Raw genomic sequence first — 24834 nt, 5'->3', positions numbered from 1 at the left:
GTAGATTTAATATTAAGGAAAGATATTATTTCCAGCACTGGGAAAAATCATGGAACGAATGAATCAAGATACGACCTCAAGCAAAAAATCGCCAGGCAAGGCGGTTGCAGCAGCATCCATCGGTAATGCACTAGAATGGTATGACTTCAGTGTATTTGCTTTTTTTGCCACCTATATTGGGCATAGTTTTTTTATCGATGGCGATGAAAATTCGACCTTATTTAAAACTTTTTTAATTTTTGCCGTAGGTTTCATTGCCCGTCCACTCGGTGCACTCTATCTCGGCCTTTATGGTGACCGAGTCGGTCGTAAATCTGCCTTGGTACTCACCATTGCACTGATGGCTATTGGGACCTTAATTATTGCCATCGCACCACCGATCTGGATGATTGGTATTGGCGCACCGATTTTATTATTGGTTGGCCGTTTATTACAGGGGTTTTCTGCTGGTGGAGAAATTGGGGGCGCCACTGCATTTTTAGTGGAATCAGCACCTAAAGAAAAACAAGCCGTTTATGCCTCTTGGTTACAGGCCAGCATGGGGATTTCCAACATTCTTGCCGCTTTGGTGGGTGTCACAATCACCAGCTATTTTACCGACCCCGAAATTCATGAATGGGCTTGGCGTATTCCCTTTATTATTGGCCTCTTGATTGTTCCTGTAGGTTGGTATATTCGTCGTAATCTCGATGAAACTGAAGACTTTAAGATTCAACAACGCGCACAGCAACACATCGCTCCACCCACCTTAAAAACTATTCTGAAAGAATATCCAAAACATATCTTGTTTGGTTTTATGTTCTCGATTTTATGGGCCGTGAGCATTTATACCTTCATTATTTATATGCCAACCTACTACTCGTCACATAGTGCAGGATTAGGATTTACACGAAATCAAGCCTTTACTGCTTCTCTGATCGGCAATGTCTTTATGGTGGTGCTCTGTGTTGTTTCAGGTTCCTTAGCAGATCGCTTTGGCATGGCACGTATTCTAAAGATTGGCGCACTCATTCTTTTGTTTGGCAGCTATCCCTTACTGGCGTGGTTACAGCATAGTCCAACTTTCTCCACCCTAATTATGGTGCATATTGCGTTCTGCATGATGGTCTCTATTTTCTGTGGTGTCGCACCAGCAGCCTTGGCCAGTATTTTCCCTGTCGCTGTACGCACAACTGGTATGTCTATTTCATATAATATTGCGACCATTTTCTTCGCAGGATTCGCTCCAGCACTGCTGACTTGGGCAACAGCATATAATGTGATGGCTCCATCGTTCTATTTAATCATGGCCAGTTTTGTCGGATTAATCGCGTTACACTTCATGTTTAACCTCAATGCAGAAGTTGTCCCAGAAAGCCAGAGTGTAAACAAAATCGTATGAAACCTATTCCACTTTCAACAAAGCTAAATCGGATTGAATGGTCTGCGCTCAGTTATTATTTGTTGGTTTGTCACAACAACAATCTGAGCCAGAGCGCACAGATACTGGGCTATTCTCGTTCGAACTTAAGTGAACGTTTAAGCAAATTAGAAGATGTTTTATCACTTCCATTGTTTGAACGTTTGCGTAAGCGATTATATGTCAATGAACAAGGGCTCTCATTGGGTCGATTTATCTTACCGGCCCTGATCCTTGAGCATTTTGCCACACATTATCGACACGATTTAGCCGAGCCAATACAGTGGTTAGAAATCAAATTACCATTACGATTTTATGGTGGGCGCCTTAGTCGGGCGCTCGAAAATGCCATTCAACTTTGTCAGCAGCAGTATCCCAATGTTTTAATTTGGCCACTGCCCTTTGATAGTTTTGATATTCGGCAGAGCTCAATTTCCGAATGGATTCCAAAATGGTCGCGTCTTGGTGAAGTCCGTATTGATTGGGCACAACAAGCCTTAGCGACCACACCCGAGATCACCTCAGTTCCTGGCCATTGGTGTTTGCTTAGTCATGAGTCATTGGACCTGGCGGAAACACTATCTCTCAAAGATCTTGCCGGGTTAAAGTTATCTTTGCCTCGCCTGCCTTGGATTTTATTACAACAAATTGCCTCTTTTATTGAATCTTCTCATCTGTCTTTTGAGCATATCAGCACAGATTATCGACAGATTTTAAGCCGGCCCAATGATCAGAAAAAATCCTTTCTGGTGAATAGCCTGCTCCTTGATCAACAAATTTTAGCTGCAGACTGGCGCATCAGCCACCTGCCAGAAATACCACAAGCATTTTTGCAGATTCAGCATGAAGGACAGCACCCTGTCATTGAAACCTTTATGCAGTCGTATTTAACCGCATTTCAATCTAATCATGGCAGTGCCAGTTGGTCACCAAAGACACAGCTAAAGCATTGGATTTATTTACACCAAACCATTAAGTCTGGCTCGATTAGTACCGCTGCCGAAACCTTATTTATGACCCAATCCAACCTCAGTATCCAACTTAAAAAACTGGAACACACCGTTGGTTATGAACTGCTGTATCGCAAGATGGGAGTTCGCCAGATCTTAAAAACGGACGTTGGCGAAATATTCCTCGAACTGTGCAAAGGCATGTCACATATCTTCACCGAGTTATTTGAATACTGTGATGGTCAACGCTTAAGCCAACAGCAACATTTATCTTTGGGGCTTTTGCCCAGTATTGATAGCAAAAGCACCTTGGTTCAAGTAATTGCCAATCAAGTCAACGAATGGCAGCAGCAAAACCCACAAGTCAGACTGGAAATTATCGAAGAGCGACATCGTTATCTGATTGATGCGCTCCGCAACCATGAATTGCATTTAGCCATTATCGAAGCGGATTCACCTTGGGTAACCCATGTCCCAATTCAAAAGCCTGAAACGATGGGCTTGGTCATTCACCCCTCAAAAATTGATGCGACCATTACCGCACTCAATTGGAGTGATCTCATTCATTTTCAATTGGTCTTGCCAAGAAAAGGAACAGGAATGCGCCTTCTCATTGACCAACACTGTTTAAGTCTTGGAGTTGAACTTCAACCAGAAATTCAATCAGACAGTTTAAATATCAACCAGCACTGGGTCATTGAAGGGCGCTATGCCACCATTTTACCAAAATCAGCCGTTACGCAATTGATTGAACAGAACAAAGTTAGATTTATTCAATTAACCCCGAATTTAAACCGAATTTTGCGCTTGGCTTATCTCAGCCACCGCATTTTAAATCCAATAGAAAATAGCTTACTGCAATTTCTATTGAAGTAACTCACCTCACCACAGGAATATCACATGCGCAAATGGAATGCCCACATGTTGAAGATCTGCTTTACCTTCAGCGTCATACTCAGTAGTCACACGCTATACGCTGAAACGATCACCCTCACACCGAAGCGTCAATTAACTATAGAGATGGTCAATAAAGTCGCCTCAGAGCAGGCCAGCGTCACCTTAAGCCAAGATGCGAAAAATAATATTAAAGCGGGTTATGACACCGTTATGCAGGCAGCTTTAAATAACGTTCCGGTCTATGGTCTAACGGTTGGTGTGGGTTGGAATAAAGATCATCCTGTTTTTCATGAGGTTAATGGTCAGCGAGTTTTATCTTCTGAACTGGTCGAATTGTCACAAAAATTTAACCAAACCTCTTTACGTGCACACAGCTCTGGCTTAGGACAAGCTCTACCTGTGAGTACCGTACGTGCTTCAATGCTGATCCGATTAAATACTTTTTTAAATGGTGAAGCTGGTATTTCCCCTGCGCTTGCACAGCAGTATGTCGAGTTTTTAAATAAAGGCATTACGCCCGTAATTCCAAGCCAAGGCAGTGTTGGAGAAGCCGATATCACCCTAGCCTCTCATATTGGCTTGGCTATGATTGGTGAGTGGAATGTGGTCTACCAAGGCAAAGTTCAGCCTTCGATCAATGTGATGAATCAACTTAAAATCAAGCCATTACAACCGATTGGCAAAGACTTTCTATCGATTTTGAGCACCAATGCATTGATGGCTGCCAATGCCATTGATGTACTCAATCAAAGTAAAGCTTTGTACCAAAAGGAAGTACAACTTTTTGCATTGATGCTTGAAGGATTTAATGGCAATGTCGCACCATTTAGCGAATCGGCTCTAAATGCACGACCTTATCCTGAAGTACAAAAAGCGGCGGCGGATATACGTCAGGCCTTAAAAGGCAGTGACTTATGGAAACCGAGCAGCGAACGAGCCTTACAAGATCCGCTCTCTTATCGAACCATGGCCTATACGCTGGGTGAAGTTCGCACCGCCAATACGGAATTGGAAAAAATGTTGTTGATTCAAATCAATCACAGTGATGACAACCCCTTGGTTCTGATTGCGGGTCTAAATACAAATGACAGCACTGCACAAATGCAACGTTACAGCATTCCAGGGAAAGCTTCTGCTGCGATTGTTCCAACAGCAAATTTTAACTTCCTGCCCGTCACTAGAGCCGCTGCACAGTTAAATGAAGCACTGGCAAAACTTGCTGAAATCATGACCCAACAACTGATTCGTACCGAAAATCCAGAATTCACGAAACTACCACGCTTCTTGGCTGCAAAAGATAACCATGGCCATGCCTTTGGTGCAATTCAAAAACCCTTTGTCACTGTCAATCAGAAAATCAAATTACTGGCACAACCCCAATGGTTTATGGGTGCAACACTCGCAGGCAATATTGAGGATACGGCAACCATGAGCAATCTGACTTTAGAGAATAGTCAGGCGATTATTAATGGTTTATATGATATCTCCGCTTTTCAGTTGTTACATGCCGCTCAAGCCGTCGATTTACGTGAGGGCTTTCAACTCAGTCAGAGTAGCGCACAACTCATGAAACAATATCGCCAACATGTTGCCTTTATAAATCAAGATATTGCGACAACGGCACTGATTGAAAAAAGTATTCCATTCTGGAAACAGTACTAATACTGTAAAAGTGTCATTATTTTGCTGTAGAATATTAACCTTCTTTAAATAGTGCATTCGCTTAAATGTGCTATATCGCATTATTTACTTCAATCGAAGCTTATTATTTTGATCTATTTAATTCCGTCAGTTTCTGATTTTTAAATGATTGAAAAACGAGAACTCACTGATGAGTTCAGTCATAATTTACTTAGGACAAACCGATGTTAAAGCAAAAAACTTTTTTATTTAAAACAATTATTGCCAGCTCAATTGTAATCTCACAATGGGGTTATGCAGGTCTTACTTTCGGGGATAAAGAATCTACAGCGGGTCAGGTTGATATTGGTGGGGCGATTCGCGGTAAATATGTATATGATGATTATTCAGATCCAACCACCAGTAAGTTTTCCTTTTCTGATGCTATTTTAAGAATTGATTATGAATCCAATAAAATCATTGGCCATCTAGATTATCGCGCTTATGAATATTATGGCCATCTGGGTGATGCAAGCTGGCTAACAGATGCATGGGTTGGTTATAAAATTGATGACAAAAATAAAGTAATTGCGGGTTTAAATCCTGTTCCCTTTGGCATAGACCGCTTTTGGGGTAAAACTTTTTATCTCGGTATGGGCAATGCAATGGGTCTCGAAGATGTACATAACCTCGGGCTAAAGTACCAACATAAAACTGAAAGCAATCAGCTTGATTTGGCTTTCTATCCAACGGATGGCGGTAATTTTCAGGGACATTCTAAAGACTCACGCCGATATAGCATTAATATGGTCAACGCAGATGATTATGTCGTCAATGGAACCAATACCAAAGAAAAGAATATGCTGGTGGCGCGCTATGTGCATCAATTTAAATATGATGACCTCAACTACAAACTTGGGGCATCGGCTTGGTATTCAGATGTTGAAAATAAAAATACCCATGCAACCGGCTCTCGAAAAGTTTGGTCTATTTTTACTGACATGAATTATGAAAACTGGAGTATGAATTTATTACTTGGTCATCAAAAAATTGACAATAAAGATGATTTATATCCAGATCACATTACCCTTGGTGGCTTTGACGCTTCATTTAACTCTGCCACTGAAGGTGATTTTTTCTCGACTGAAGTCAGCTATTTATTCCCTCAGAAATTTGAATATATCAATTCAATTCGTCCATATATTAACTACAGTGGCTACATTAATAAAAAAGGCGATAGTGCAGATAGTTTTCGCATTATTCCCGGTCTTTCTTTTATGCTGAAAGATATCACCATACAGGCAGAATATTTAATTGGTAAACATGATCCCTACTTGGGTGATGCCAATGGCCTCGCAAATGGCAGCAATGACAAATGGAATAAAAAGGCCAATGTCTCAATTGCTTACTATTTCTAAGCCCCAACAACACTGTTGTGCTTGAGTCCGATTTCAGATTGGACGATAGCGCTGTTTTAACCACGCCATTTTATAATTTTCGTATTTTGCGTATATTATAAAATGGTTTTTGAGCTAAATAAGCACCGCGTCTGAGATAAAATCTCGTTCCCCCTGCACATCTTTCAGCTTGAACTTTCCACACATTCAATCTACAATTTGATTTTGTAACGTTATCAAGTTGGCGTAGCATGGCCCTATTAAAATTCCCTACAAAAAGTAGCGATGAGATTTGCGATGTATTACACATCACAGCTAAAACGCATACTTCAATTCCACTGGCTGCAGAAAAAGTTTCAGCCGGTTTTCCATCTCCAGCCCAAGACTATATTGATAAGAAAGTAGACCTCAATGAGCATTTAATTCGCAATCCGAATGCCACTTTTTTGGTACGAGTTGCATCACTTTCTATGCGTGATGCTGGAATTAATATTGACGACATATTAATTGTCGATCGAAGTTTAGATGCTAAGCATAATGATATTGTGATTGCGCTGATTGATAATGACTTCACCCTCAAACGTTTAAAAATAAAACAAGGTATTTGTTGGCTTAAAGCTGAAAACCCCGACTTTGATGATATTCATCTCACTGAATTTCAGGACTCGATGATTTGGGGTGTGGTGACCAGTTCAATTAAGCATTTTCGATGAAATCAGCGGAGAAGATCTTTGCGCTGATTGACGTGAATAATTGCTACGTCTCCTGTGAACGTGTATTTAACCCCCAATTAAATAATAAACCCGTGATCGTCTTATCTAATAATGATGGTTGTGCTGTCGCCAGATCACAAGAAGCCAAAGACTTGGGCATTAAAATGGCAGTGCCCTTATTTCAAATACAAGACCTGATTCAGCAACATGATATTCAAGTGCTTTCGAGTAATTATGCGCTTTATGCTGAAATGAGTACGCGCTTTCACGCCATACTTGGCAGTTATGTCACACCTGCCGAGCAGGAGATTTATAGCATTGATGAATGCTTTCTCGATCTAACCGCTTATGCTGCGCAATATCATTTAATTGATTATGCCCAAACCATGAGAAAGCGTATTTTAAAATGGATTGGGCTACCCGTTTGTGTCGGTATTGGCCACAGTAAAACCGAAGCGAAACTTGCCAATCACATTGCAAAGCAAACCCCTCACTGGCAAGGGGTGTGTAATTTGGCGGATATGGATTTATTAATTAAGGAACAAATTTTACAAGCAATCGATGTTGCAGAGGTTTGGGGGGTTGGCCGCAAACATTCAAAAAAATTAAAAAGCATGAATATTCATACCGTTTTTGATTTGGCTTGTAGTGATCCGATTTTTCTACAAAAACAATTCAGTATTGTCATGGCCAGAACCGTACTGGAACTTCAGGGAAGCTCTTGTATTGAGATTGAAGATGCACCTGCCCCCAAAAAACAAATTATTGCCAGTCGTTCCTTTGGTGAAAAGATTACTGAATTTGATGATTTAAAAGAAGCTTTGAGCAAATATATTCAAGATGCTGTACAACGCTTAAGAAAGGAAAAACATCTGTGTGGTATGTTGACGGTTTTTGTGCAATCGAGTCCTTTCGATCCCAATCTACCTTTTTATAATCAATCAGCGAGTGTTGAACTCCCCAATCCAAGTGACAATTTAACGGTACTGAGCAATATCGCATTTAGCCAGCTTAAAACGCTCTTTAAAACACATGTGAAATATAAAAAATGCGGCATTATTTTAAATAACCTTATTCCACAATCCTCGTATATTCCAGATCTTTTTACCGACAATACACACGACCAAAAAAATGAAAAGCTCATGCAAGCCTATGAGCATGTGCAAGATCGTTTTGGTAAAACTAAACTGGCGCTAGGCACCTGTTATTTACCAGATCGAAAATGGAGTATGCATCGTGCTCATATGAGCCGCAATTATTTTAGTATGATGGGAATGTTGAGCGTTAGCGATAAATAAAAAGTAAAACTAATATTTTTTCATATTCATCTTATTAAATGTATAAAATACGATATGACTGATCCTAGTGAAAATAATGGATAAACCAATGAAAAAATTATTTTTTTCACTTCTAATTACCCTAAGTACTGCAGCATCAGCCAATATCAATTGCGACCAGCTCTCTAAACTCGCGGACGATAATGGCGTGATGTATGGCACCAAATATATGTTTACCTTACAAGGCCCCAAAGGTTTTAGAAGCAATTTTCATTCAGCACCCTCAGCACAGTGCAGTATTAAAAACTTATTCTTAATTCCAAATGATACGGTAATTGCCTACCAGCAATTTCAAAATGAAAATTATACTTGGTTCTATGTGATGTACATCGACAAAAATGGTAACGATACAACTGGCTGGATGAAAGAAAAAGATTTTAAAATGACCAGTAGACTCAGTCTGAATGCCCCAGAGGATTGATGTATTTACCGTCTCGTTCATTCATTTAAATAAAAACATATCATGCGAAGTCATCTCATGAAAATAATAGCATCAACTGTATTTACTCTACTTGCCACCTTGGCTATTCAAAGCCATGCCAAACCATATAACTTTAGCCCTCCAACAATAAATACCTCTATGGCAGAACAAAATGTACAGCACCCGATTACCGCAATTGGCCAGGCTGTATTTCGTAATGGCGTTAAAATTCCAGCTTATTCGATCAGCGTGCCGATGGGCACCGATGAAAATGACAGTCCGCACCTGCCCACTGAAAATTGCTCAATCACCAAATGCTTTTTTAATATGGATGTAGATCCAAAGCTAGCCGAGCAATTTACGGTTTATCATATTGCAGATACTACAGAATGGATTTTAGCCCCTCGCTCATTTACCCGAATCAAAGCTGCGATTGGAGCAAATGGCAATACAGCCGTACTTATGACAACTGCTGACCAAAAATCTAACCTGAGTTTGTATGTTGTGCCTGCTTGCGTGAGTTGTGCTTTAGATGCCGCCAGTATATTTTTTCCTGAAGCGGCCAAAGAAAATAAAAAGCAATTTGATCACGTTTATTCAGGTACCAATGTGCCACTCAAGATCGTGCGACTCAATAAACACACCGCTTATTATCAATACCAGTTAGCAGCGCAATATGTGACCGATGGCGTGGCAAAATTTAATATGGAAGGTGATACTGCTTTTCAACAGCTCTCAATGAGTTTAAGCCCTCCACAAAAACCATTGGCACGGCTCATGCTCAATTTCTTTTCACTCACCCATCCCAATTAATATGCATATCGTGGCTGAGCTTGGTTAATACATAGATTACGCTTTATCTATAATCAAATGCAGGCAAGATCTTCTGAAAAAGCCAGCATTTGATTCGTCGTAGATAGAAATAGAATTAAAAATTGGCGGATTCTGCTGTATTTTTTTGCTGTTTTTGCGCTGCTTGACTTTGTGATCGCTGCTGAGAAAATTCATGGGTTAAATACTCAACTTGTACTTTAAACCCGCCCATATGTGGTGAACGAACCAAAATCGTTTCATTATTGGGCGTTACAAACTCAGTTTCTCGATCACCTACAAATGGGGCTTTTTCACGCACGATTTTATAATTATTTTTTTTGATATAACTCACAATTTTTTTATAAGTTTCATGCGACATATGATTATTTTCATTGAGTACCATCCACACATAAACCAGTTTTTCATTTTCATCAAAACCAAACTGCGTACCAACCAATCCGTCGATATTAAACCCGGAACCATCATTTTCAAGTAAAGGTCCGCCAGCATAACTCACATTATTTGCATCAACTTGGTAATCTGTTAGCCGTTTTTTAACAGAGTCAAAAGTTGAGTCTCTCAGTTTAAAGCCTAAAACAGGTGTTCCGGTTAAATTTTTATCATCTTCAGGTGCAAGCTTTTCTGGTTGCTTCGGTACTTTCTGCTCTACTGCCGCATTATTTGCTTTTGCCTCAGTCGTATCAGAGCACCCCGAAAAAACAATAGCCGTACTGCATAAAAATGCAGTTAAATAAATTTTATACATTAAGGAAAACACCCAGACCAAACCATTAAAATGTTGTGGCCATTTAAAAATAAATAATCTTGTATGGCTTATTCTAAATAAGCCCATCACATAGTAAATGACATGTAAGTATAAGTAAGCAAAAGACTTTAGCAATAGTTTTGCTTTGATTATTGATTAGACATTCGGCTAAGCCTTTTTCAAAAGCATTTATTATGATTTTAAAACAACCACGGCAACGATCATTAAAAGCAGAAGCGAAACTCCAAGAATATTATTTGGAATCGATATAATTCATCAAAAGTAGTTACTTCTAACGCAAGTAAAAATACCAACAATCTGCATACCCAATAAATATTCAACCAAGAAATAACAATACTGCAGACTTATTGGTATAAGCCAGCGACAAATTTAAATCAAAACCAAGGTCTTAAACCTCTTTTTTGATAAAAAAATAAAATTGAACATTGTATTTCGTATCGATTCCTCGCAAACTCCCCAGCTCATTTCTCTCTTGCCACAAAGGTAAATCTATGAAAACGCAACTCGGTAAACTTACCTTTAAACTCGCAGGTTGGAAGTATCAAGGTGATAAGAATATTTTAGAAGATAAACAAGTACTTATTGGTTTTGAGCACACCTCAATGATGGATGGTGTTTTATCGCTCGCGCTGTTTCAAATTTATCAAATTAAAATTCATATTTTAATGAAAAAAGAATTGTTTAAAGGCCCAATGAAGCCAATTTTAGAAGCAATCGGTGCCATTCCTGTCGATCGTAAGGCCAACCAAGATATTGTTTCGCAAATGGTGCAATTGTTTGATCAAAACCAGAAATTCAATTTAGTCATTGCACCAGAAGCCACCCGCGCTAAAAATGGTGAAGAACGTAAACCGATTCGTACCGGTTTTTGGCATATTGCCAAAGCCGCCAATGTACCGATTATTCTGATGTTTGCCAATGCGAAAACCAAGCAAGGTGGCATCTTTGCCAAAATCTACCCATCAAACTTAGATGATGATCTTGCTGAAATTAAACGTCTGTATAAAGAACATACTGGACTAGACATTATTATTCCAGCACCCAAAGCACTGGCTTAAACCGATATCCCTTCAAATTTAAGCAATAAAAAGCACAATCATTCATGCAATGATCGTGCTTTTTTTATCGCTGCATAAAAAACAAACGCAAATAACCTCGCTCTAATTTCAAAGGATTAAGCCAAAAAATAGGCTTTAACCAAGTCAATGCGCTGTAATAGCCAAAAAGCCACAATCACCTAATTTTCAAAAAAAAATCCCTATGCTAGAATCGCTATCATTTGATCTGGTCTAGAACCAGTTTTTTCGTTAGGAGCGCATTTCGCATGGCGGGTCATTCTAAGTGGGCCAATATTAAGCATCGTAAAGCTAAACAAGATGCAAGTCGTGGTAAAGTTTTCACTAAATATATTCGTGAATTGGTCACAGCCGCAAGACTCGGTGGCCCTGAAGTAGCAAGTAACCCACGTCTTCGTGCGGTGGTCGAAAAAGCACTGTCTGTCAACATGACACGTGACACCATCAATCGCGCCATTCAACGTGGTGCCGGTGATGATGCAAATGATGATTTAAAAGAAATCACCTATGAAGGTTATGGCGTAGGCGGCGTTGCGGTCATTATTGAAACCATGACCGACAATCTCAATCGTACCGTTCCTGATGTACGTCACTGTTTTTCTAAAACCAATGGTAACTTAGGTACTGCGGGTTCTGTTGCATATTTATTTACCAAGCGCGGTGAAATCATCTTTGAAGATGTTTCATTAGAAGACCGAATCATGGACGTGGCGCTGGAAGCCGGTGCTGAAGACATTGAAATCACTGAAGATGATATTTTAGTGATCACCACCCCTGAAAGTTTTGGTGATGTACAAGATGCATTAACTGCAGCAGGTCTGAAATCTGACAATGCTGAAGTGGTCATGAGCCCTTCAACCAAAGCCGAGATTAACGACATCGAGCAAGCCAAACAAATCTTAAAAATGATTGATATGTTTGAAGATTTAGACGATGTTCAAAACGTTTATACCAACGTTGAATTCTCTGATGAAGTCCTCGCACTCTTAGACGAGTAAACATTTAGAGTTACGTACTCAAAAAAACGCACCCAACTCGGTGCGTTTTTTTGCTAAGCGCGTCAGAAAACTAATCTGCCAAGCCTTCTGTTAAAATAATCGAAAATTCACCAGCTAAATCACGGTGTTTTTTGGCTTGCTGATATGCTTCGCTGTGATACCACGCTTTGGCCTGTGCCATATCTGGAAACTTAAAAATAGCGACCGCTTCACTGTCCATATTTTCTAGGCATACTGTATCACCATAAAAAGCCAATGGTTGGATCGCATGTCCCTCACTGGCTTTACCTGCAAGCTGCTGATAGATTTTCAATTCATCTAAATTTTTCAAACTTTTACGAATAAAAATAACATATGCACTCATGATTTCCCTTCCCTTTGTATCGTCTTTAAATTCAGATCTAGACCCTAATTTTCACAATAAAAATGGGCATACTGGTCACAGCACACCCATTTTGCCAATTACACCAATGCTTAACTGGCTAAATGTATGGCTTGTTTTTTCGTAAATGAGAGTAAACCATCCAAACCAAATGAATAGCCCATACCTGACATTTTCCAACCACCAAACTCAGTAAAAGGTGAAACATCGGCATGACTGTTAATCCAAACCGTGCCAGCTTCCATTTGAGCCGCAGCAGCTTGAGCACGTTTAATGTCTTTACTCCAAATCGAGCCGCCCAAAGCATAACTCGATTGATTGGCACGATGAATCACCTCATCTAAGTCTGAGAATTTCACCACAGGCAATACTGGGCCAAACTGTTCTGTCGCAAATATTTCGCTTTGCTCAGCCACATTGGTCAAGATAAGCGGTGCTAAGAAATAGCCCTGTGCTGGCAAATCTGCTGTTTTGTTATTTGCAACATGTGCCCCCTCAGCAATCGCCTGCTCAACCAAAGCTTTGACTTTTTGATATTGCTTCACATTTTGCAAAGGCCCAAGCGTTGTGGTTTTATCTAGACCATCACCAACCACCTGACTATCCGCAATTTTGGCCAGCTCTTCAACCATTTGATCATAAATATTTTCATGCACATATAAGCGCTTAATACAGGCACAGGTTTGCCCTGCATTAAAGAAAGCACTGCCAAATAGCTTCTGTGCCGTTTCTGCAACATCGACATCATCCATCACAATTGCCGCATCATTCCCGCCCAGTTCAAGCACCACTTGACGTAACTCCTTCACAGAGGCAGCGAGAATCGATTGCCCAACCGGTGTTGAACCCGTAAAAGTAACTTTCTCAACATCAACATGATTGCTGAGGGTTGCCCCGACCTCACCAGTACCAAGCACAATATTACATACCCCAGCAGGCACATGACGGTTAATAATTTCAACCAAACGGAGCGTTGCTAACGGTGTATATTCAGAAGGTTTATTCACCACGCAGTTTTTGGCTTTTAACGCTGGAATAATGTGCCAAATCGCAATCATAAATGGCCAATTCCACGGCGTAATCGAAGCAACAACACCCAATGGACGATGATAGACATTCATCTTTTTACCCATCGGATCTATTTGTTCTAACACAGGAATTTCTAAGCCGTTGGTCACTTGCAACCAATACAGTGCCATATCAACTTCCATTTCCCCAAGCGCAAGTGGCTTACCCTGTTCTTCTGTAATTAAACGCGCAATTTCAGATCTCGCTGCTTGAATATCTGCAGCAACACGATTGAGGATTTCAGTTACCTCGGTATCACTGGTATTTTTCCACGTTTGAAATGCCTGTTTGGCACTTTCTACGGCATCATTTACTTGATTAATACTTGCAGATTTGCAAACTGTTAAAACTGCTTCAGTGGCGGGATTAATCACATTAAAACCGCTTTCCAATCCTTGTACTTTCTGTCCTGCATAAATCATTTGATTTAACATTTGTTTTTCCTTAACGAAGAGAGTTTTTAACTTTGTTGAATAAGTAAATCAACCGCTTTTTCTGCGACTGCAATGGTGGGTGCGTTGGTATTACCGCTTGGTATTTCTGGAAATATTGAGCAATCAATCACACGTAAATTTTGTATTCCGTGTACTTTCAAATTTAGGTCAACCACTGAATCCAGTTCATTTTTCCCCATACGACAGGTTCCAACGGGGTGATAGGTGGTTTTACAGGTTTGACGCACAAAGGCTTCAATGGCACTTAAGTCATCACGATCTTCTGCTGGAGAAAAAATTTCATCAATATAGCCTGCAAGGCTAGGCATCTTTAATAAATCAAGACCGAACTGTGTTGCACGAATCATCCCTTGTACGTCCTCTTCTTTCGCTAAGAGGTTGGCATGGACTTGAACGAGATCTTCGGGATTCTTACTTTTCAGTAAAACTTCGCCACGTGAACGCGGTCTTAAATAACAGTTTTTAAGGGTAATACCGTGAGTTTTACCTTTGCCTAAACCATTTGGATCATCCCAAGTATCTAAACCAGGTAGAAAGTGAGCTTGCAGATCAGGACGACCGTCATTGTTGCTATCAATAAATGCACCAGCTTCTAAAATATTGGAAGAGACCACGCCTTTACGGGTAAATAACCAGAGTAAACCATTTTCAATCTTCTTAAATCCCTGATCTTGACCATAAATTGAAATAGGTTGTGTAATGGTTGCATTAATCGAAACATGCAGATGATCATGATAGTTTTTACCCACAGCTAAGTCTTTAATCACCTCAATCCCATGCGCTTGTAAATGCGCCTGTGGGCCAATCCCAGACAACATTAAAATCTTTGGAGAGCCCAAGGAACCGGCACTGACGATCACGCTTTTTCTGGCTTTAAAATAATGTTCTTGACCACCAATAATGCATTTCACCCCCACCGCCTTATTCCCCTCAATCACCACCTTCGATACCAGGGCATTTAATTTAAGGCTGAAGTTGGGGTTATCTCGAACTGGTTTTAAATAGGTTGTTGCGGTGCTTGCACGTTCGCCATGATGTGTAGTGGTTTGAAAAAAACCGACGCCTTGTTGTGATTTTCCATTAAAATCATTTGTATAATTTAAACCAAATTCTTGACCGGCTTTAATAAATGCACGGCTTAATGGATGACGGTAATGATTGTCGCTCACATATTGTGGGCCAGCGACCCCATGATATTCTCCAGAGAGTGTTTCATTATTCTCAGCTTTTTTAAAATAACTCAGCATCGAGTCAAAACCCCAGCCTAGGCAGCCGTGTTGATTTTCCCAGCGATCATAATCTTCATGCTGGCCACGTAAATAAATCATGCCATTGACTGAACTACTGCCACCAAGCACTTTGCCTTGTGCACAGGTCATTCTACGATTATTGGTTCTCAAATCGGGCTCAGTGCTATAGTCCCAAGTCTTACTGGCAATCGCTTGTGGCACACCCGCTGGCATCTTAATAAACAGACTATTATCATTCGTACCGGCTTCTAATAATAAAACTTTGCCTTTTTTATGCTCTAGCAATCGAGACGTTACAACACAACCCGCTGATCCAGCCCCGCAAATGATGTAATCAAATTCTTCGTTATTCATTTCTGCTATTCCTTGCAAAAGCGATACTAAAATTAAAAATATTATTCTAAAAACATATCATATAAATGCATTAAAAAATTATAAAAAAATAATTTAAATTGGAAATAATATTTTTTTGACAATAAATTAAATACTTAATATAGAAAGTAATAAATAAAACAATTAAAACTTGTGCAATAAAACATCAGGCACTTTGATCTATTTCAGTTCTACCAGCCAGCACAATAGTCTCCAGATGGCTTTCTACTGATTATCCTGATATTTTATAGCCAATTGCTTTGGATACCTTAAAATGAATAAAATCACTTTACTTTCCCTCAGTTTATTTTTTCCAAGCCTTGGTTTTGCTCAGACAAACCATTGTGAGGCGTTGCAGGATACTGCACATAAAATCATGCGCATGTATCAAGATGGCCTGCCAGTCACTTCTGCAATGGAGGCTTTCACCCAATCAGAAAAAGATGCGGCAATCAACAAAATCATGGTTGAGGTTGCCTACGATACCGATAAGTTTGAAACTCAAGAAGATAAAGAAAAAGCAGTGCTCGACTTTTCAAATCATATGTATATGTTCTGCTTACGCTCTTAAGCAACTTTATTGGTACTGATTAAGCAACGATGTTTTTATATTCAAAAGCCATGTGATTGAATCTCAATGAGGATGCTGATTGAATACAGCAAGGAAGCATCTTCCTAGAAGATTGCCGTCCTATGTGAATCATCTTAAAACATGGCGAATAAATTCTGCTTTTTGCGCCCGATATTCATCCATACCCAGATACTGTGCAGCTCTTTTGATTTGATTATATTGTTCAACGAGCTCAGGACGCTGTCTCAAGCGATCACGAAATGCTAGAAAAAATACATACACAGATCCAAGAGCAACTAATTGAATTGCTACTTGTTTGTCTTCAATCGCTTCCAGCATGCATAACTGTGCGCACCGAAAGGTATCTGTTTTTTCAGTAAAGCCATGCGCCAATAAACAGATAACAGCTTCTTCAAGTAAGTGCTCAGGTACCCCCACATAAATATCTAAGTCACCTTTGGAAATCGCATCTGGAATAGCCGAAGCCCCAATATGCTCCACTTGAGCAAATGGCATTAAAAGTAATATCTTGGCCTGATAATGATTAAAAAGCGCAATACATTGTGGCTGATAAGCTGCAGCAGCCTGTAACACGATCGCCTGATCAATTGGCATTAACCCGCCACCTTACTCAGTAAGGCCGTACAGTTAAATACGTTATATTCCTTAATCACAAAACTCGAATGAAGTGCCACGACGTGCTCGATTTTACCCATGCGTTTTAATAGAAAATCACTATAGTTTTCCATATCCTTAGCCACCACCTCCACCAAGAAATCAGCGGACTGTCCTGTGACCAAAAATGCATTAATCACTTCAGGAATACTCTCAAGTTCTTCTAAGAATTTAGCGAAAGTATCACTATCATGCTTACTCAAAGAAACTTGTAAAATAATATGCAGTTTAAAGCCGAGTTTTTCATAATTAATATCGCGCTTTAAGCTGCTCATAATATCAGTATCAATTAAATGTTTGATACGACGATGCACTGAGCTGACCGATAAATTAATCCGCTCTGAGAGTTCATTTAAATTAATATCTTCGTGAGTAAGTACTTCTAAGATTTGTTTATCAAAGCGATCAAGTTTCATCTGTTGTGCCTATGTATTGTGAATGGTTTTATGATGAAAACTTACTCAAACTTTATAGTTGTTGTACGTGTAATTATTTTGACGTCTTGCAGAATTTTTAAGGGTCAAGGGAAAACACGTGGTTTGCTTCAACAACTATATGTTTGTAACCTATAGCATGTGCCTATAAACTTTTGATTTATAGCGTCCTAAGTCGAATTGAGACCTTTTGGGTTAATCTGCTTTTTTCTCCCAAATAAAGCAGATCTTTTCTCGCTTCGATCCCCATCACACCCTTGAGATATAAGTTAACAACATTCACTGTGAATTATTTCTCTAAAAAACATAAATTTCCAGTCATTTTTGAAAATATTTTTCACAATTAAATAAAATTGATCAATTAATTACCATGTAGCTATATTTATCATTTATTTTTTTCTTTTTATTGGTTGAATATCGATAATTATTTTCAAAATCCAATCAAATATAACCACAATAAAGTCGCTGTAATCAGCACAGTATGTAGAGCAATAGCAACTTATGCTAATCACTAGATAGAGTTAATCTAAAGGCTGAATCTAAGCTAAATAAAATATGCGACATGAATAAGCCCACCTAGACAGAAAACACTCGCAAAGCGTGTTTAAATTTTTATATAGCTTAGGCTATTTGAGTTTTGAATTTTGAATTTTGAATTTTGAATTTTGAATTTTGAATTTTGAATTTTGAATTTTGAATTTTGAATTTTGAATTTTGAATTTTGAATTTTGAATTTTGAATTTTGAGTTTTGAGTTTTGAGTTTTGAGTTTTGAGGGGGTTAATCGTCTGTGATTGAAAGTCTATATTTATTATTTCATTTTTTTAAGTTAATTGCAAAATCAACAACTGAATTTTTAAGGGTTGAAATATATGTGGGTTTACTTCAACAACAATTGCTTTGTAAGCAACAGCCTATGCCTATAAACTTTTGGTCTATAGCGTCCTAAGTCGAATTGAGACCTTTTGGGTTTGATTAGCGCCCTTCTCCCAAATTTTGCTAATCTTTTGCTCGCTTCGATTCCCACTTCACCCTTGAGATATAAGTTAACAATAAACAATCCGAATATTTTCCCTAAAAAACCATTATTTTTAATTTATTTTGAAAAAATTTATCACAAAATTAAATAATCACGATTAATTTTATCATTAAAGTGATTTAACCGAATTTTATTCTCACAATTAAGTCAATTAATGCGATATTTTCCTTTGTATATATACAAAAAAAGCCGGAATATCCGACTATTTTTGTATTGAGCAATCTTGCCGTGATCATGCAATGCGATTAAAGCCCACGCCAATCGACTCGCGCATTGCGTTCAGTGGCATAAATACGTTGGATATATTGCCCTAAAGGAAGATCCAGCAAGAATATCTTATATTGATTAAACTCATCCGCTTGTTCTGTTTCAGGCTCGCGCTCCCACGGCGTTGCTTCAAGTTCAAGTAGCGGTGCTAACATCGAACATACAGCAATATCCGCCAGTCCCAAACGATCTCCGACCAAATAACGACCATTGTTATCAATCAAGCGCTGATTTAGCTCGGTTACCCTATCGGTGATCTGCTGCTGTGATTCATTTACCTTTTCATCATTCAGTTGAAAGCGTTTATTCATCACTCTTTTTAAAATCGGTTTTGAAATTTTTTCAAATTGACGTAAATAACCTTTTTCACCAATCATGATTTCCAAAGGTTCATCACTCACCGATAAAGAATGTGCCAAGCCCCAACGTCGCACATGCTGCCCCAATTCATTCGATAATGTATTCACCGCCAAGGCCTGCTCACGCAGATTTGGATGGGCACGTAATAATGCATGTTCAGGATATTTTTCATCGAGATAAAACGCAATTTGGGAGGAGTCTGCCACCCAATGCTCATGATCTTTTAAAATGGGTAAGATGTTTTGCCCTGTTTTTAATTGAGCAAAGGCCCGATGTACCCCAGGTATTAAATTATGCGCAACATAATCTAGCTGCTTATGATCAAGTAACCAGCGCGCTTTTTCACAATAGTGCGATAACGGAAACTGGTAAAGAATACGCATAAAAGCTCCACTTTATAATTGTATTGCGTTGATTCGAGAGACAAACCATCCCTTTAAGCAGTTTACTTTAATGAGAGCAACTGAGAATTACAATAGAGTTTTCGTCCAAAACTATGCTGAAGCAAAGGGCCTGTTGTTTTTTGATTTATATCAGTTTTTCTCTAGGTTATTCCTATTCTAAATATAGCAGCGCGATTGCCCCAGATTTACAACTGTAATATTCAAATAAAGCTTTTGTTTTCAAATGATTAGTATATTAAATATAACGCTTTCATTTGCATAATTTTTCTTTTAGAAAAAATATTCTAAGTTCAGCACAATCACTCAGTTAAATATTGAGCAAAAATTCATTAGCGTTTCAATATTGATAAAAGGTATTGATATGTCTAATTTTACTTCACAAGAAACAGCCTATGTGATCGAAGATGATCAGCAAGCCATTAATGCAGCTTATCAACTGGCTGATTTTGCATTGATTGAACGTAACCATCGTGATCAACAGCAAGCTTTACCGCATGATGTGATTGCACAATTTAGCTTAAAAGGTTTGGCTGGAATACGGATTCCCAAACAATATGGTGGTGCCTATGTTTCAAATCAAACCTTAGCCCTAGTCTTTAAAATTATTTCTAAAGCCGATGCAAGCGTAGGACAAATCCCACAAAATCAATTTGGTCTACTCAACTCCTTGGCACGCATTGCCCCTGAAGCGCAGAAACAATGGCTCTATGCTGAGATTTTAAAAGGCAAGCGTCTCGCCAATGCTGGACCTGAGCGCTACACACCAGACTCACGCAGCATTTCCAGTCACTTAATCCGCCAAAACCAAGATTATGTCTTAAGTGGAACTAAGTTTTACTCAACAGGTGCTTCATTTGCAGACTGGCTTGCCATCCGCGCTCTCCACCCTGAAGGCCATACAGTGCTTTGTATTGTTGATGCAAAAGCTTCAGGTGTTGATATTGCAAATGACTGGGATGGTTTTGGACAACGCACCACAGCCAGTGGCACCATCACCCTTGAGAATGTGCATGTTGCAGCAGATTTAGTCTTTGATGAAAAAGCCTTAGGTCAAGCCAACAGTTATCGCGGGGCTTACTCGCAACTGATCCAAGTTGCCATTGATGTCGGTATTGCAGAAGCGGCTTTTGCCGACACCTTGACTGCTATTCAAAAAGCACGCCCGATTGTCGATGCTCAAGTTGAACTCGCCAGCCAAGAAGCTTTTAGTTTACAAGAAGTTGGCAAGCTGAGTATTTTACTCGATGCCGCCAATCTGCTGCTGATCGAAGCTGCAAGCTATTTAGATGAACTCGATGAATTAAATATCCGCGATCAAGTGACTGAAGCACAAGCCAATCGTGCCTCTATAGTTGTGGCAGAAGCCAAAGTCTATGCCAATGATGCCGCCTTACAGATCTCTGAAAAACTGCTCGAACTCGGTGGCAGCCGCGCCAGTCTCGAAATTCACAACTTAGACCAACATTGGCGCAACGCACGTGTGCACACGCTACACGACCCAGTGCGTTGGAAATTACATGCCATTGGCAATTATTACCTCAACGGCTTACAGCCTGCCCGCCATGCGTGGATCTAAGGAGAATTTTATGACTACTTTTCAACAAATCGCGCTCAATGATCGAGCAACTACAAAACATGCTCATATTATTCAATCAGATGCCGAAGCACTTGAAGTCGCCAAGCAACTCAGCCAGCAATTTCAAATTGGCAGTATTCAACGTGATCAACAACGACATTTGCCCTATGCGCAAATAGAGGCTTTCAGTCAATCAGGGCTGTGGGCGATTACCGTGCCCAAACAATATGGCGGTGCAGAGGTTTCCAGCTATACCGTGGCGCAAATCATCGCCTTGTTTAGTGGGGTTGATGGTTCTATTGGGCAAATTCCGCAAAACCATTTCTATGCCTTAGAAGTCCTGCGCAATACGGGAACCGAACAGCAAAAACAGAAATTCTATGCAGAGGTTTTGGCGGGTGCGCGCTATGGCAATGCATTGGCGGAGTTTAAAACCAAAACTTCTGCAGCCAAATACAGTGTAATTCGCACAACCGCTCATGGTTCTGTCATCAATGGTGAAAAATTCTATTGCACCGGTAGCCTGTTCGCCCAGCGTATTCCAACTTTGGTGCAGGATGACAATGCACGTGAATTTTTAGTCTTCGTTGCTGCAGACCGTCCGGGGCTCCAACGCATTAATGATTGGTCTGGTTTTGGCCAAAAAACCACGGGCAGTGGCACGGTAAAATTAGACAATGTCGAGGTCACTGCCGAAGAAATCCTCCCTTTTGATGAGGTTTTTAAGCAGCCCACCTTGCTCGGCCCTTTTGCACAAATTATGCATGCTGCAATCGAAGTCGGTATCGCACGTGCAGCCTTTGAAGAAAGCTTAGTCCGTGTCAAACAAGCCAGAGCTTGGATGGATGCGAATGTCGAACATGCCTCACAAGATCCACTGACTTTATACGAGTTGGGCCGAGTTGCCGCAGATGTACGCGCCAGTGAGTTATTACTTAAACAAGCTGCAACTTCAATTGATCTCGCCAAGCCACAGCCTACTGCTGAAAACGTCGCCAAAGCATCCATTGATGTTGCTAAAGTCCGCGCACATAGTGCTGAAACAGCCTTAAAAGCATCTTCAAAATTGATTGAATTGGCAGGTAGTCGAGGCAGTCAGCGCAGTGATGGCTTAGACCGTTTTTGGCGCAATGCCCGCGTGCATACGCTGCATGATGCCACCCGCTGGAAATATTATTTTATTGGTCAGTACATTTTAAATGGCAAATTACCCCCACGCAGAGGGACATTGTAATGACAATAACCACACAAGGTCAGTTCATAGATGAAAAAATCATACCCTCCTCCCCAAAACAGATTTTACTGAATGCCTTCGACATGAACTGTGTCGGCCATATTAATCATGGCCTCTGGACGCATCCACGTGATCAGTCCACTCGATTTAATCAACTGGATTACTGGACTGATTTGGCCAAAACCCTAGAGGCTGGATTATTTGATGGTTTATTTATTGCCGATATTACAGGGGTCTATGATGTCTACCAAAATGGCATCGATCTTACCTTAAAAGAATCAATTCAATTGCCAAGCCATGACCCTGCCACCCTGATTTCAGCCATGGCAGCGGCGACCCAGCATTTGGGTTTTGGGGTCACCGTCAATTTAAGTTATGAATCCCCTTATCAGTTTGCACGGCGTTTTGCTTCACTCGACCATTTAACCAGAGGTCGCATTGGTTGGAATATCGTGACCGGTTATTTGGATAGCGCTGAGCGTTTGATTGGCCAAAAGGGTTTAAAAGATCATGATTTACGTTATGAGCAAGCCGAAGAATTTTTAACCCTGTGCTATAAGTTTTGGGAAGGCTCTTGGGAGTCCGATGCAGTACGCAATGACAAAGCCAATCGCATCTACACCGACCCAAAAAAAGTTCACCCTGTTCAGCATCAAGGCAAGTTTTATCAAAGTCAGGGGGTGTTTCAAGTTTCACCTTCACCGCAACGTACCCCAGTTTTATTCCAAGCAGGTGCCTCACCACGCGGGCTAAATTTTGCTACCCGGCATGCTGAATGCGTGTTTATTGGCGGTGATCAGGTCGATAAAATCAAACAACAAGTCCAACAAATTCGAGGCTTGGCTAGCGAACAAGGACGTGATCCCAGCAGTATCAAAATCTTTGTAGGGAGCACGGTGGTCACCGCAGAAACTGATGCCTTAGCCCAAGAAAAGCTCGCAGAATATAGCCGCTATGCCAGCCCAGAAGCAGGTTTGGCTCATTTTTCCAGCTCAGTTGGGATTGATTTGTCGCAATTTGCCGATGATGAAGCCATTCCCTATCGCCAAACCAATAGCATCGCTTCAGTTAATCAAAAGTTTAAAGAACAACAGATCACACCTGCCGATTTAAAAGCCCAACATTTGCTTGGTGGGCGTTATCCCCTGATTGTGGGTAGCGGTCAAACAGTTGCAGATCGACTTATTCACATCCTCGATGAAACTGGGATTGATGGATTTAATCTGACCCGCACCGTCGCTCCCGAATCGCATCATGATTTTATTCAGTGGGTCATTCCTGAACTACAGGCACGCGGACGCTATAAAACCCAATATCAAAGTGGGACGCTCAGACACAAATTATTCGAGCAAGGTGATTTACTGCCCACTGCGCATCCTGTCGATGGCTATCGTTGTCAGCCGCAGCAACCTAAGCTTCAGCTAGTCACTGAAACAGCGTTAAAACAACAAATTGCATAATCGAAATATTGATATTTGAGGGGAATCTTATGGCGTTAACAGCTGGCAAAAAAGCCATCTTCAGTCTTGCCGCACTCGCAATCGTCGTCGTTGCGGCCATACTTTATAAAACACAGTTCAGCAAACCAAGTGCAGCGCTGCAACCCTTGGTGATTGGGATGAGCCCTTCCTTTGCCAAAACCTTACAAGTGGCTGCCGATGAAGCCAAACAACAAGGGCTGGATGTAAAACTGGTGGAGTTCTCCGACTGGAATACCCCCAATATCACCTTAAATCATGGGGATATTGATGCAAACTTCTTTCAACACCAACCTTTTTTAGACAATACCCTGCGTGAAACTGGCTTTAAACTTAAAGCCTTTGCGACGGGAGCTGCATCGCATGTCGGTTTGTATTCTAAAAAATATCATGCCTTGGCGGACTTACCACAAGCTGCCCGTGTCGTCGTACCCAATGATCCCGTCAATCAAGGACGCGCCTTACTACTGCTACAACAAGCGAAGTTAATTCAGCTTAAAGATGCCAACAATTCACTTTCAACACTTGCTGACATTGTACAAAACCCCAAAGACTTACAGTTCATCGAAGTTGAAGGCCCACAAACTGCACGTGCTCTTGATGATGCAGACTTGGCCTTTGGTTATCCACATTATTTACGTTTAGCCAAAACTGCCGATCCAGAGAGTGCCTTAATTTTTGATGACACAACCAATAACCGTTATGCCATTCTTTTTGTCGTACGCGATGATTATCAAGACACAGAGGGCCGTTTGAAAAAATTTGTCGAAATCTACCAAAACTCACCCAAAGTTAAAGCGTCTTTAGATCAAGAATTTGGCGCAAAACTCTGGTTTCCGGGCTGGAAATAAGGAGCTTAAAT

General features: G+C 40.3%; 22 protein-coding genes. 15 read left to right on the top strand and 7 right to left on the bottom strand.

Annotated features, from left to right (window positions below; all coding sequences use genetic code 11):
* Positions 1 to 49 precede the first annotated feature (49 nt).
* The 8 genes from FD716_RS07365 to FD716_RS07330 all read left to right on the top strand — a co-directional run bounded on the left by FD716_RS07365 (position 50) and on the right by FD716_RS07330 (position 9547).
* Complete coding sequence (locus tag FD716_RS07365; protein WP_139851693.1) at positions 50 to 1381, top strand: MFS transporter; 1332 nt, start codon at positions 50 to 52, stop codon at positions 1379 to 1381.
* The gene (locus FD716_RS07360) at positions 1378 to 3225 is read left to right on the top strand and encodes a LysR substrate-binding domain-containing protein (protein WP_139851692.1); all 1848 of its coding nucleotides are present in this window, start codon (positions 1378 to 1380) and stop codon (positions 3223 to 3225) included. Before FD716_RS07365 ends, FD716_RS07360 begins: the two co-directional genes overlap by 4 nt.
* A 24-nt stretch (positions 3226 to 3249) precedes the next feature.
* Positions 3250 to 4908 carry an HAL/PAL/TAL family ammonia-lyase gene (locus tag FD716_RS07355; RefSeq protein ID WP_139851691.1) on the top strand — a complete coding sequence of 553 codons (1659 nt, stop codon included), beginning with the start codon at positions 3250 to 3252 and terminating at the stop codon, positions 4906 to 4908.
* A 203-nt stretch (positions 4909 to 5111) separates the two neighbouring features.
* On the top strand, positions 5112 to 6284 hold the full coding sequence (locus FD716_RS07350; protein ID WP_139851690.1) for a hypothetical protein: 1173 nt from the start codon (positions 5112 to 5114) through the stop codon (positions 6282 to 6284).
* A gap of 230 nt (positions 6285 to 6514) precedes the next feature.
* Positions 6515 to 6976, top strand: a complete 462-nt coding sequence (locus tag FD716_RS07345) for a LexA family protein (protein ID WP_139851689.1) — start codon at positions 6515 to 6517, stop codon at positions 6974 to 6976.
* On the top strand, positions 6973 to 8274 hold the full coding sequence (locus FD716_RS07340) for a Y-family DNA polymerase (protein ID WP_139851688.1): 1302 nt from the start codon (positions 6973 to 6975) through the stop codon (positions 8272 to 8274). Before FD716_RS07345 ends, FD716_RS07340 begins: the two co-directional genes overlap by 4 nt.
* Before the next feature lie 88 nt (positions 8275 to 8362).
* On the top strand, positions 8363 to 8734 hold the full coding sequence (locus FD716_RS07335) for a hypothetical protein (RefSeq protein ID WP_139851687.1): 372 nt from the start codon (positions 8363 to 8365) through the stop codon (positions 8732 to 8734).
* 57 nt (positions 8735 to 8791) lie between these two features.
* A complete protein-coding gene (locus tag FD716_RS07330; RefSeq protein ID WP_171477001.1) occupies positions 8792 to 9547 on the top strand; it encodes a DUF4850 domain-containing protein in 756 nt (251 codons plus the stop codon).
* A gap of 115 nt (positions 9548 to 9662) precedes the next feature.
* Here the strand turns inward: FD716_RS07330 and FD716_RS07325 are convergent, their stop codons facing one another.
* Positions 9663 to 10313 (bottom strand): hypothetical protein, encoded by a 651-nt coding sequence (locus FD716_RS07325; RefSeq protein WP_139851685.1) that lies wholly within the window; start codon positions 10311 to 10313, stop codon positions 9663 to 9665.
* 512 nt (positions 10314 to 10825) lie between these two features.
* Between FD716_RS07325 and FD716_RS07320 the strand changes: the two genes are divergently transcribed.
* Positions 10826 to 11392, top strand: coding sequence for a 1-acyl-sn-glycerol-3-phosphate acyltransferase (locus FD716_RS07320; RefSeq protein WP_139851684.1), 567 nt, complete (start codon positions 10826 to 10828; stop codon positions 11390 to 11392).
* Positions 11393 to 11658: 266 nt separating this feature from the next.
* On the top strand, positions 11659 to 12408 hold the full coding sequence (locus tag FD716_RS07315; protein ID WP_139851683.1) for a YebC/PmpR family DNA-binding transcriptional regulator: 750 nt from the start codon (positions 11659 to 11661) through the stop codon (positions 12406 to 12408).
* A 70-nt stretch (positions 12409 to 12478) separates the two neighbouring features.
* Here the strand turns inward: FD716_RS07315 and FD716_RS07310 are convergent, their stop codons facing one another.
* From FD716_RS07310 to FD716_RS07300, 3 genes are all read right to left on the bottom strand, one after another.
* Positions 12479 to 12772 carry a DUF1330 domain-containing protein gene (locus tag FD716_RS07310; RefSeq protein ID WP_139851682.1) on the bottom strand — a complete coding sequence of 98 codons (294 nt, stop codon included), beginning with the start codon at positions 12770 to 12772 and terminating at the stop codon, positions 12479 to 12481.
* A 110-nt stretch (positions 12773 to 12882) separates the two neighbouring features.
* Positions 12883 to 14292, bottom strand: coding sequence for an aldehyde dehydrogenase family protein (locus FD716_RS07305; RefSeq protein WP_139851681.1), 1410 nt, complete (start codon positions 14290 to 14292; stop codon positions 12883 to 12885).
* A 26-nt stretch (positions 14293 to 14318) separates the two neighbouring features.
* Positions 14319 to 15917: a GMC family oxidoreductase gene (locus tag FD716_RS07300; RefSeq protein ID WP_139851680.1), complete on the bottom strand. Its 1599-nt coding sequence runs from the start codon at positions 15915 to 15917 to the stop codon at positions 14319 to 14321.
* A 292-nt stretch (positions 15918 to 16209) separates the two neighbouring features.
* Between FD716_RS07300 and FD716_RS07295 the strand changes: the two genes are divergently transcribed.
* Positions 16210 to 16506, top strand: a complete 297-nt coding sequence (locus FD716_RS07295) for a hypothetical protein (protein ID WP_139851679.1) — start codon at positions 16210 to 16212, stop codon at positions 16504 to 16506.
* A 129-nt stretch (positions 16507 to 16635) separates the two neighbouring features.
* On the opposite strand, the gene FD716_RS07290 is transcribed toward FD716_RS07295, so the two are convergent.
* The 3 genes from FD716_RS07290 to FD716_RS07275 all read right to left on the bottom strand — a co-directional run bounded on the left by FD716_RS07290 (position 16636) and on the right by FD716_RS07275 (position 19663).
* A complete protein-coding gene (locus FD716_RS07290; protein ID WP_139851678.1) occupies positions 16636 to 17121 on the bottom strand; it encodes a GrpB family protein in 486 nt (161 codons plus the stop codon).
* Positions 17121 to 17597, bottom strand: coding sequence for an Lrp/AsnC family transcriptional regulator (locus FD716_RS07285; protein WP_139851677.1), 477 nt, complete (start codon positions 17595 to 17597; stop codon positions 17121 to 17123). The genes FD716_RS07290 and FD716_RS07285 overlap by 1 nt, the downstream gene beginning before the upstream one ends.
* A gap of 1301 nt (positions 17598 to 18898) precedes the next feature.
* Entirely contained in the window at positions 18899 to 19663 is a 765-nt protein-coding gene (locus FD716_RS07275) for a glutathione S-transferase family protein (RefSeq protein ID WP_139851676.1), read from the bottom strand.
* A gap of 382 nt (positions 19664 to 20045) precedes the next feature.
* On the opposite strand from FD716_RS07275, the gene FD716_RS07270 reads away from it, so the two are divergent.
* Genes FD716_RS07270 through FD716_RS07255 form a run of 4 tightly spaced genes read left to right on the top strand, consistent with a single transcriptional unit; the run spans position 20046 to position 24823 of the window.
* Positions 20046 to 21260, top strand: a complete 1215-nt coding sequence (locus FD716_RS07270) for an SfnB family sulfur acquisition oxidoreductase (protein WP_139851675.1) — start codon at positions 20046 to 20048, stop codon at positions 21258 to 21260.
* A 10-nt stretch (positions 21261 to 21270) separates the two neighbouring features.
* Positions 21271 to 22494, top strand: a complete 1224-nt coding sequence (locus FD716_RS07265; protein WP_139851674.1) for an SfnB family sulfur acquisition oxidoreductase — start codon at positions 21271 to 21273, stop codon at positions 22492 to 22494.
* On the top strand, positions 22494 to 23954 hold the full coding sequence (locus tag FD716_RS07260; protein ID WP_139851673.1) for an LLM class flavin-dependent oxidoreductase: 1461 nt from the start codon (positions 22494 to 22496) through the stop codon (positions 23952 to 23954). Before FD716_RS07265 ends, FD716_RS07260 begins: the two co-directional genes overlap by 1 nt.
* A 29-nt stretch (positions 23955 to 23983) precedes the next feature.
* A complete protein-coding gene (locus tag FD716_RS07255) occupies positions 23984 to 24823 on the top strand; it encodes a MetQ/NlpA family ABC transporter substrate-binding protein (RefSeq protein WP_139851672.1) in 840 nt (279 codons plus the stop codon).
* The last annotated feature ends 11 nt before the right edge of the window (positions 24824 to 24834 follow it).

This window comes from Acinetobacter pullicarnis (genome assembly GCF_006352475.1).
In the GTDB taxonomy this organism is placed as follows: Bacteria; Pseudomonadota; Gammaproteobacteria; order Pseudomonadales; family Moraxellaceae; genus Acinetobacter; species Acinetobacter pullicarnis.
The sequence above is the reverse complement of the archived record's forward strand: the minus strand, read 5'-3'. Positions and strand labels throughout refer to the sequence as shown.

What these genes read in the sequence shown, in the direction of transcription:
- FD716_RS07285 (WP_139851677.1), bottom strand. Translation starts at nt 17,597, where the DNA reads ATGAAACTTGATCGCTTTGATAAACAAATCTTAGAAGTACTTACTCAC.
- FD716_RS07315 (WP_139851683.1), top strand. Translation starts at nt 11,659, where the DNA reads ATGGCGGGTCATTCTAAGTGGGCCAATATTAAGCATCGTAAAGCTAAA.
- FD716_RS07330 (WP_171477001.1), top strand. Translation starts at nt 8,792, where the DNA reads ATGAAAATAATAGCATCAACTGTATTTACTCTACTTGCCACCTTGGCT.
- FD716_RS07275 (WP_139851676.1), bottom strand. Translation starts at nt 19,663, where the DNA reads ATGCGTATTCTTTACCAGTTTCCGTTATCGCACTATTGTGAAAAAGCG.
- FD716_RS07360 (WP_139851692.1), top strand. Translation starts at nt 1,378, where the DNA reads ATGAAACCTATTCCACTTTCAACAAAGCTAAATCGGATTGAATGGTCT.
- FD716_RS07255 (WP_139851672.1), top strand. Translation starts at nt 23,984, where the DNA reads ATGGCGTTAACAGCTGGCAAAAAAGCCATCTTCAGTCTTGCCGCACTC.
- FD716_RS07260 (WP_139851673.1), top strand. Translation starts at nt 22,494, where the DNA reads ATGACAATAACCACACAAGGTCAGTTCATAGATGAAAAAATCATACCC.
- FD716_RS07265 (WP_139851674.1), top strand. Translation starts at nt 21,271, where the DNA reads ATGACTACTTTTCAACAAATCGCGCTCAATGATCGAGCAACTACAAAA.
- FD716_RS07350 (WP_139851690.1), top strand. Translation starts at nt 5,112, where the DNA reads ATGTTAAAGCAAAAAACTTTTTTATTTAAAACAATTATTGCCAGCTCA.
- FD716_RS07300 (WP_139851680.1), bottom strand. Translation starts at nt 15,917, where the DNA reads ATGAATAACGAAGAATTTGATTACATCATTTGCGGGGCTGGATCAGCG.
- FD716_RS07320 (WP_139851684.1), top strand. Translation starts at nt 10,826, where the DNA reads ATGAAAACGCAACTCGGTAAACTTACCTTTAAACTCGCAGGTTGGAAG.
- FD716_RS07340 (WP_139851688.1), top strand. Translation starts at nt 6,973, where the DNA reads ATGAAATCAGCGGAGAAGATCTTTGCGCTGATTGACGTGAATAATTGC.
- FD716_RS07270 (WP_139851675.1), top strand. Translation starts at nt 20,046, where the DNA reads ATGTCTAATTTTACTTCACAAGAAACAGCCTATGTGATCGAAGATGAT.
- FD716_RS07295 (WP_139851679.1), top strand. Translation starts at nt 16,210, where the DNA reads ATGAATAAAATCACTTTACTTTCCCTCAGTTTATTTTTTCCAAGCCTT.
- FD716_RS07355 (WP_139851691.1), top strand. Translation starts at nt 3,250, where the DNA reads ATGCGCAAATGGAATGCCCACATGTTGAAGATCTGCTTTACCTTCAGC.
- FD716_RS07365 (WP_139851693.1), top strand. Translation starts at nt 50, where the DNA reads ATGGAACGAATGAATCAAGATACGACCTCAAGCAAAAAATCGCCAGGC.
- FD716_RS07325 (WP_139851685.1), bottom strand. Translation starts at nt 10,313, where the DNA reads ATGTATAAAATTTATTTAACTGCATTTTTATGCAGTACGGCTATTGTT.
- FD716_RS07305 (WP_139851681.1), bottom strand. Translation starts at nt 14,292, where the DNA reads ATGTTAAATCAAATGATTTATGCAGGACAGAAAGTACAAGGATTGGAA.
- FD716_RS07290 (WP_139851678.1), bottom strand. Translation starts at nt 17,121, where the DNA reads ATGCCAATTGATCAGGCGATCGTGTTACAGGCTGCTGCAGCTTATCAG.
- FD716_RS07345 (WP_139851689.1), top strand. Translation starts at nt 6,515, where the DNA reads ATGGCCCTATTAAAATTCCCTACAAAAAGTAGCGATGAGATTTGCGAT.
- FD716_RS07335 (WP_139851687.1), top strand. Translation starts at nt 8,363, where the DNA reads ATGAAAAAATTATTTTTTTCACTTCTAATTACCCTAAGTACTGCAGCA.
- FD716_RS07310 (WP_139851682.1), bottom strand. Translation starts at nt 12,772, where the DNA reads ATGAGTGCATATGTTATTTTTATTCGTAAAAGTTTGAAAAATTTAGAT.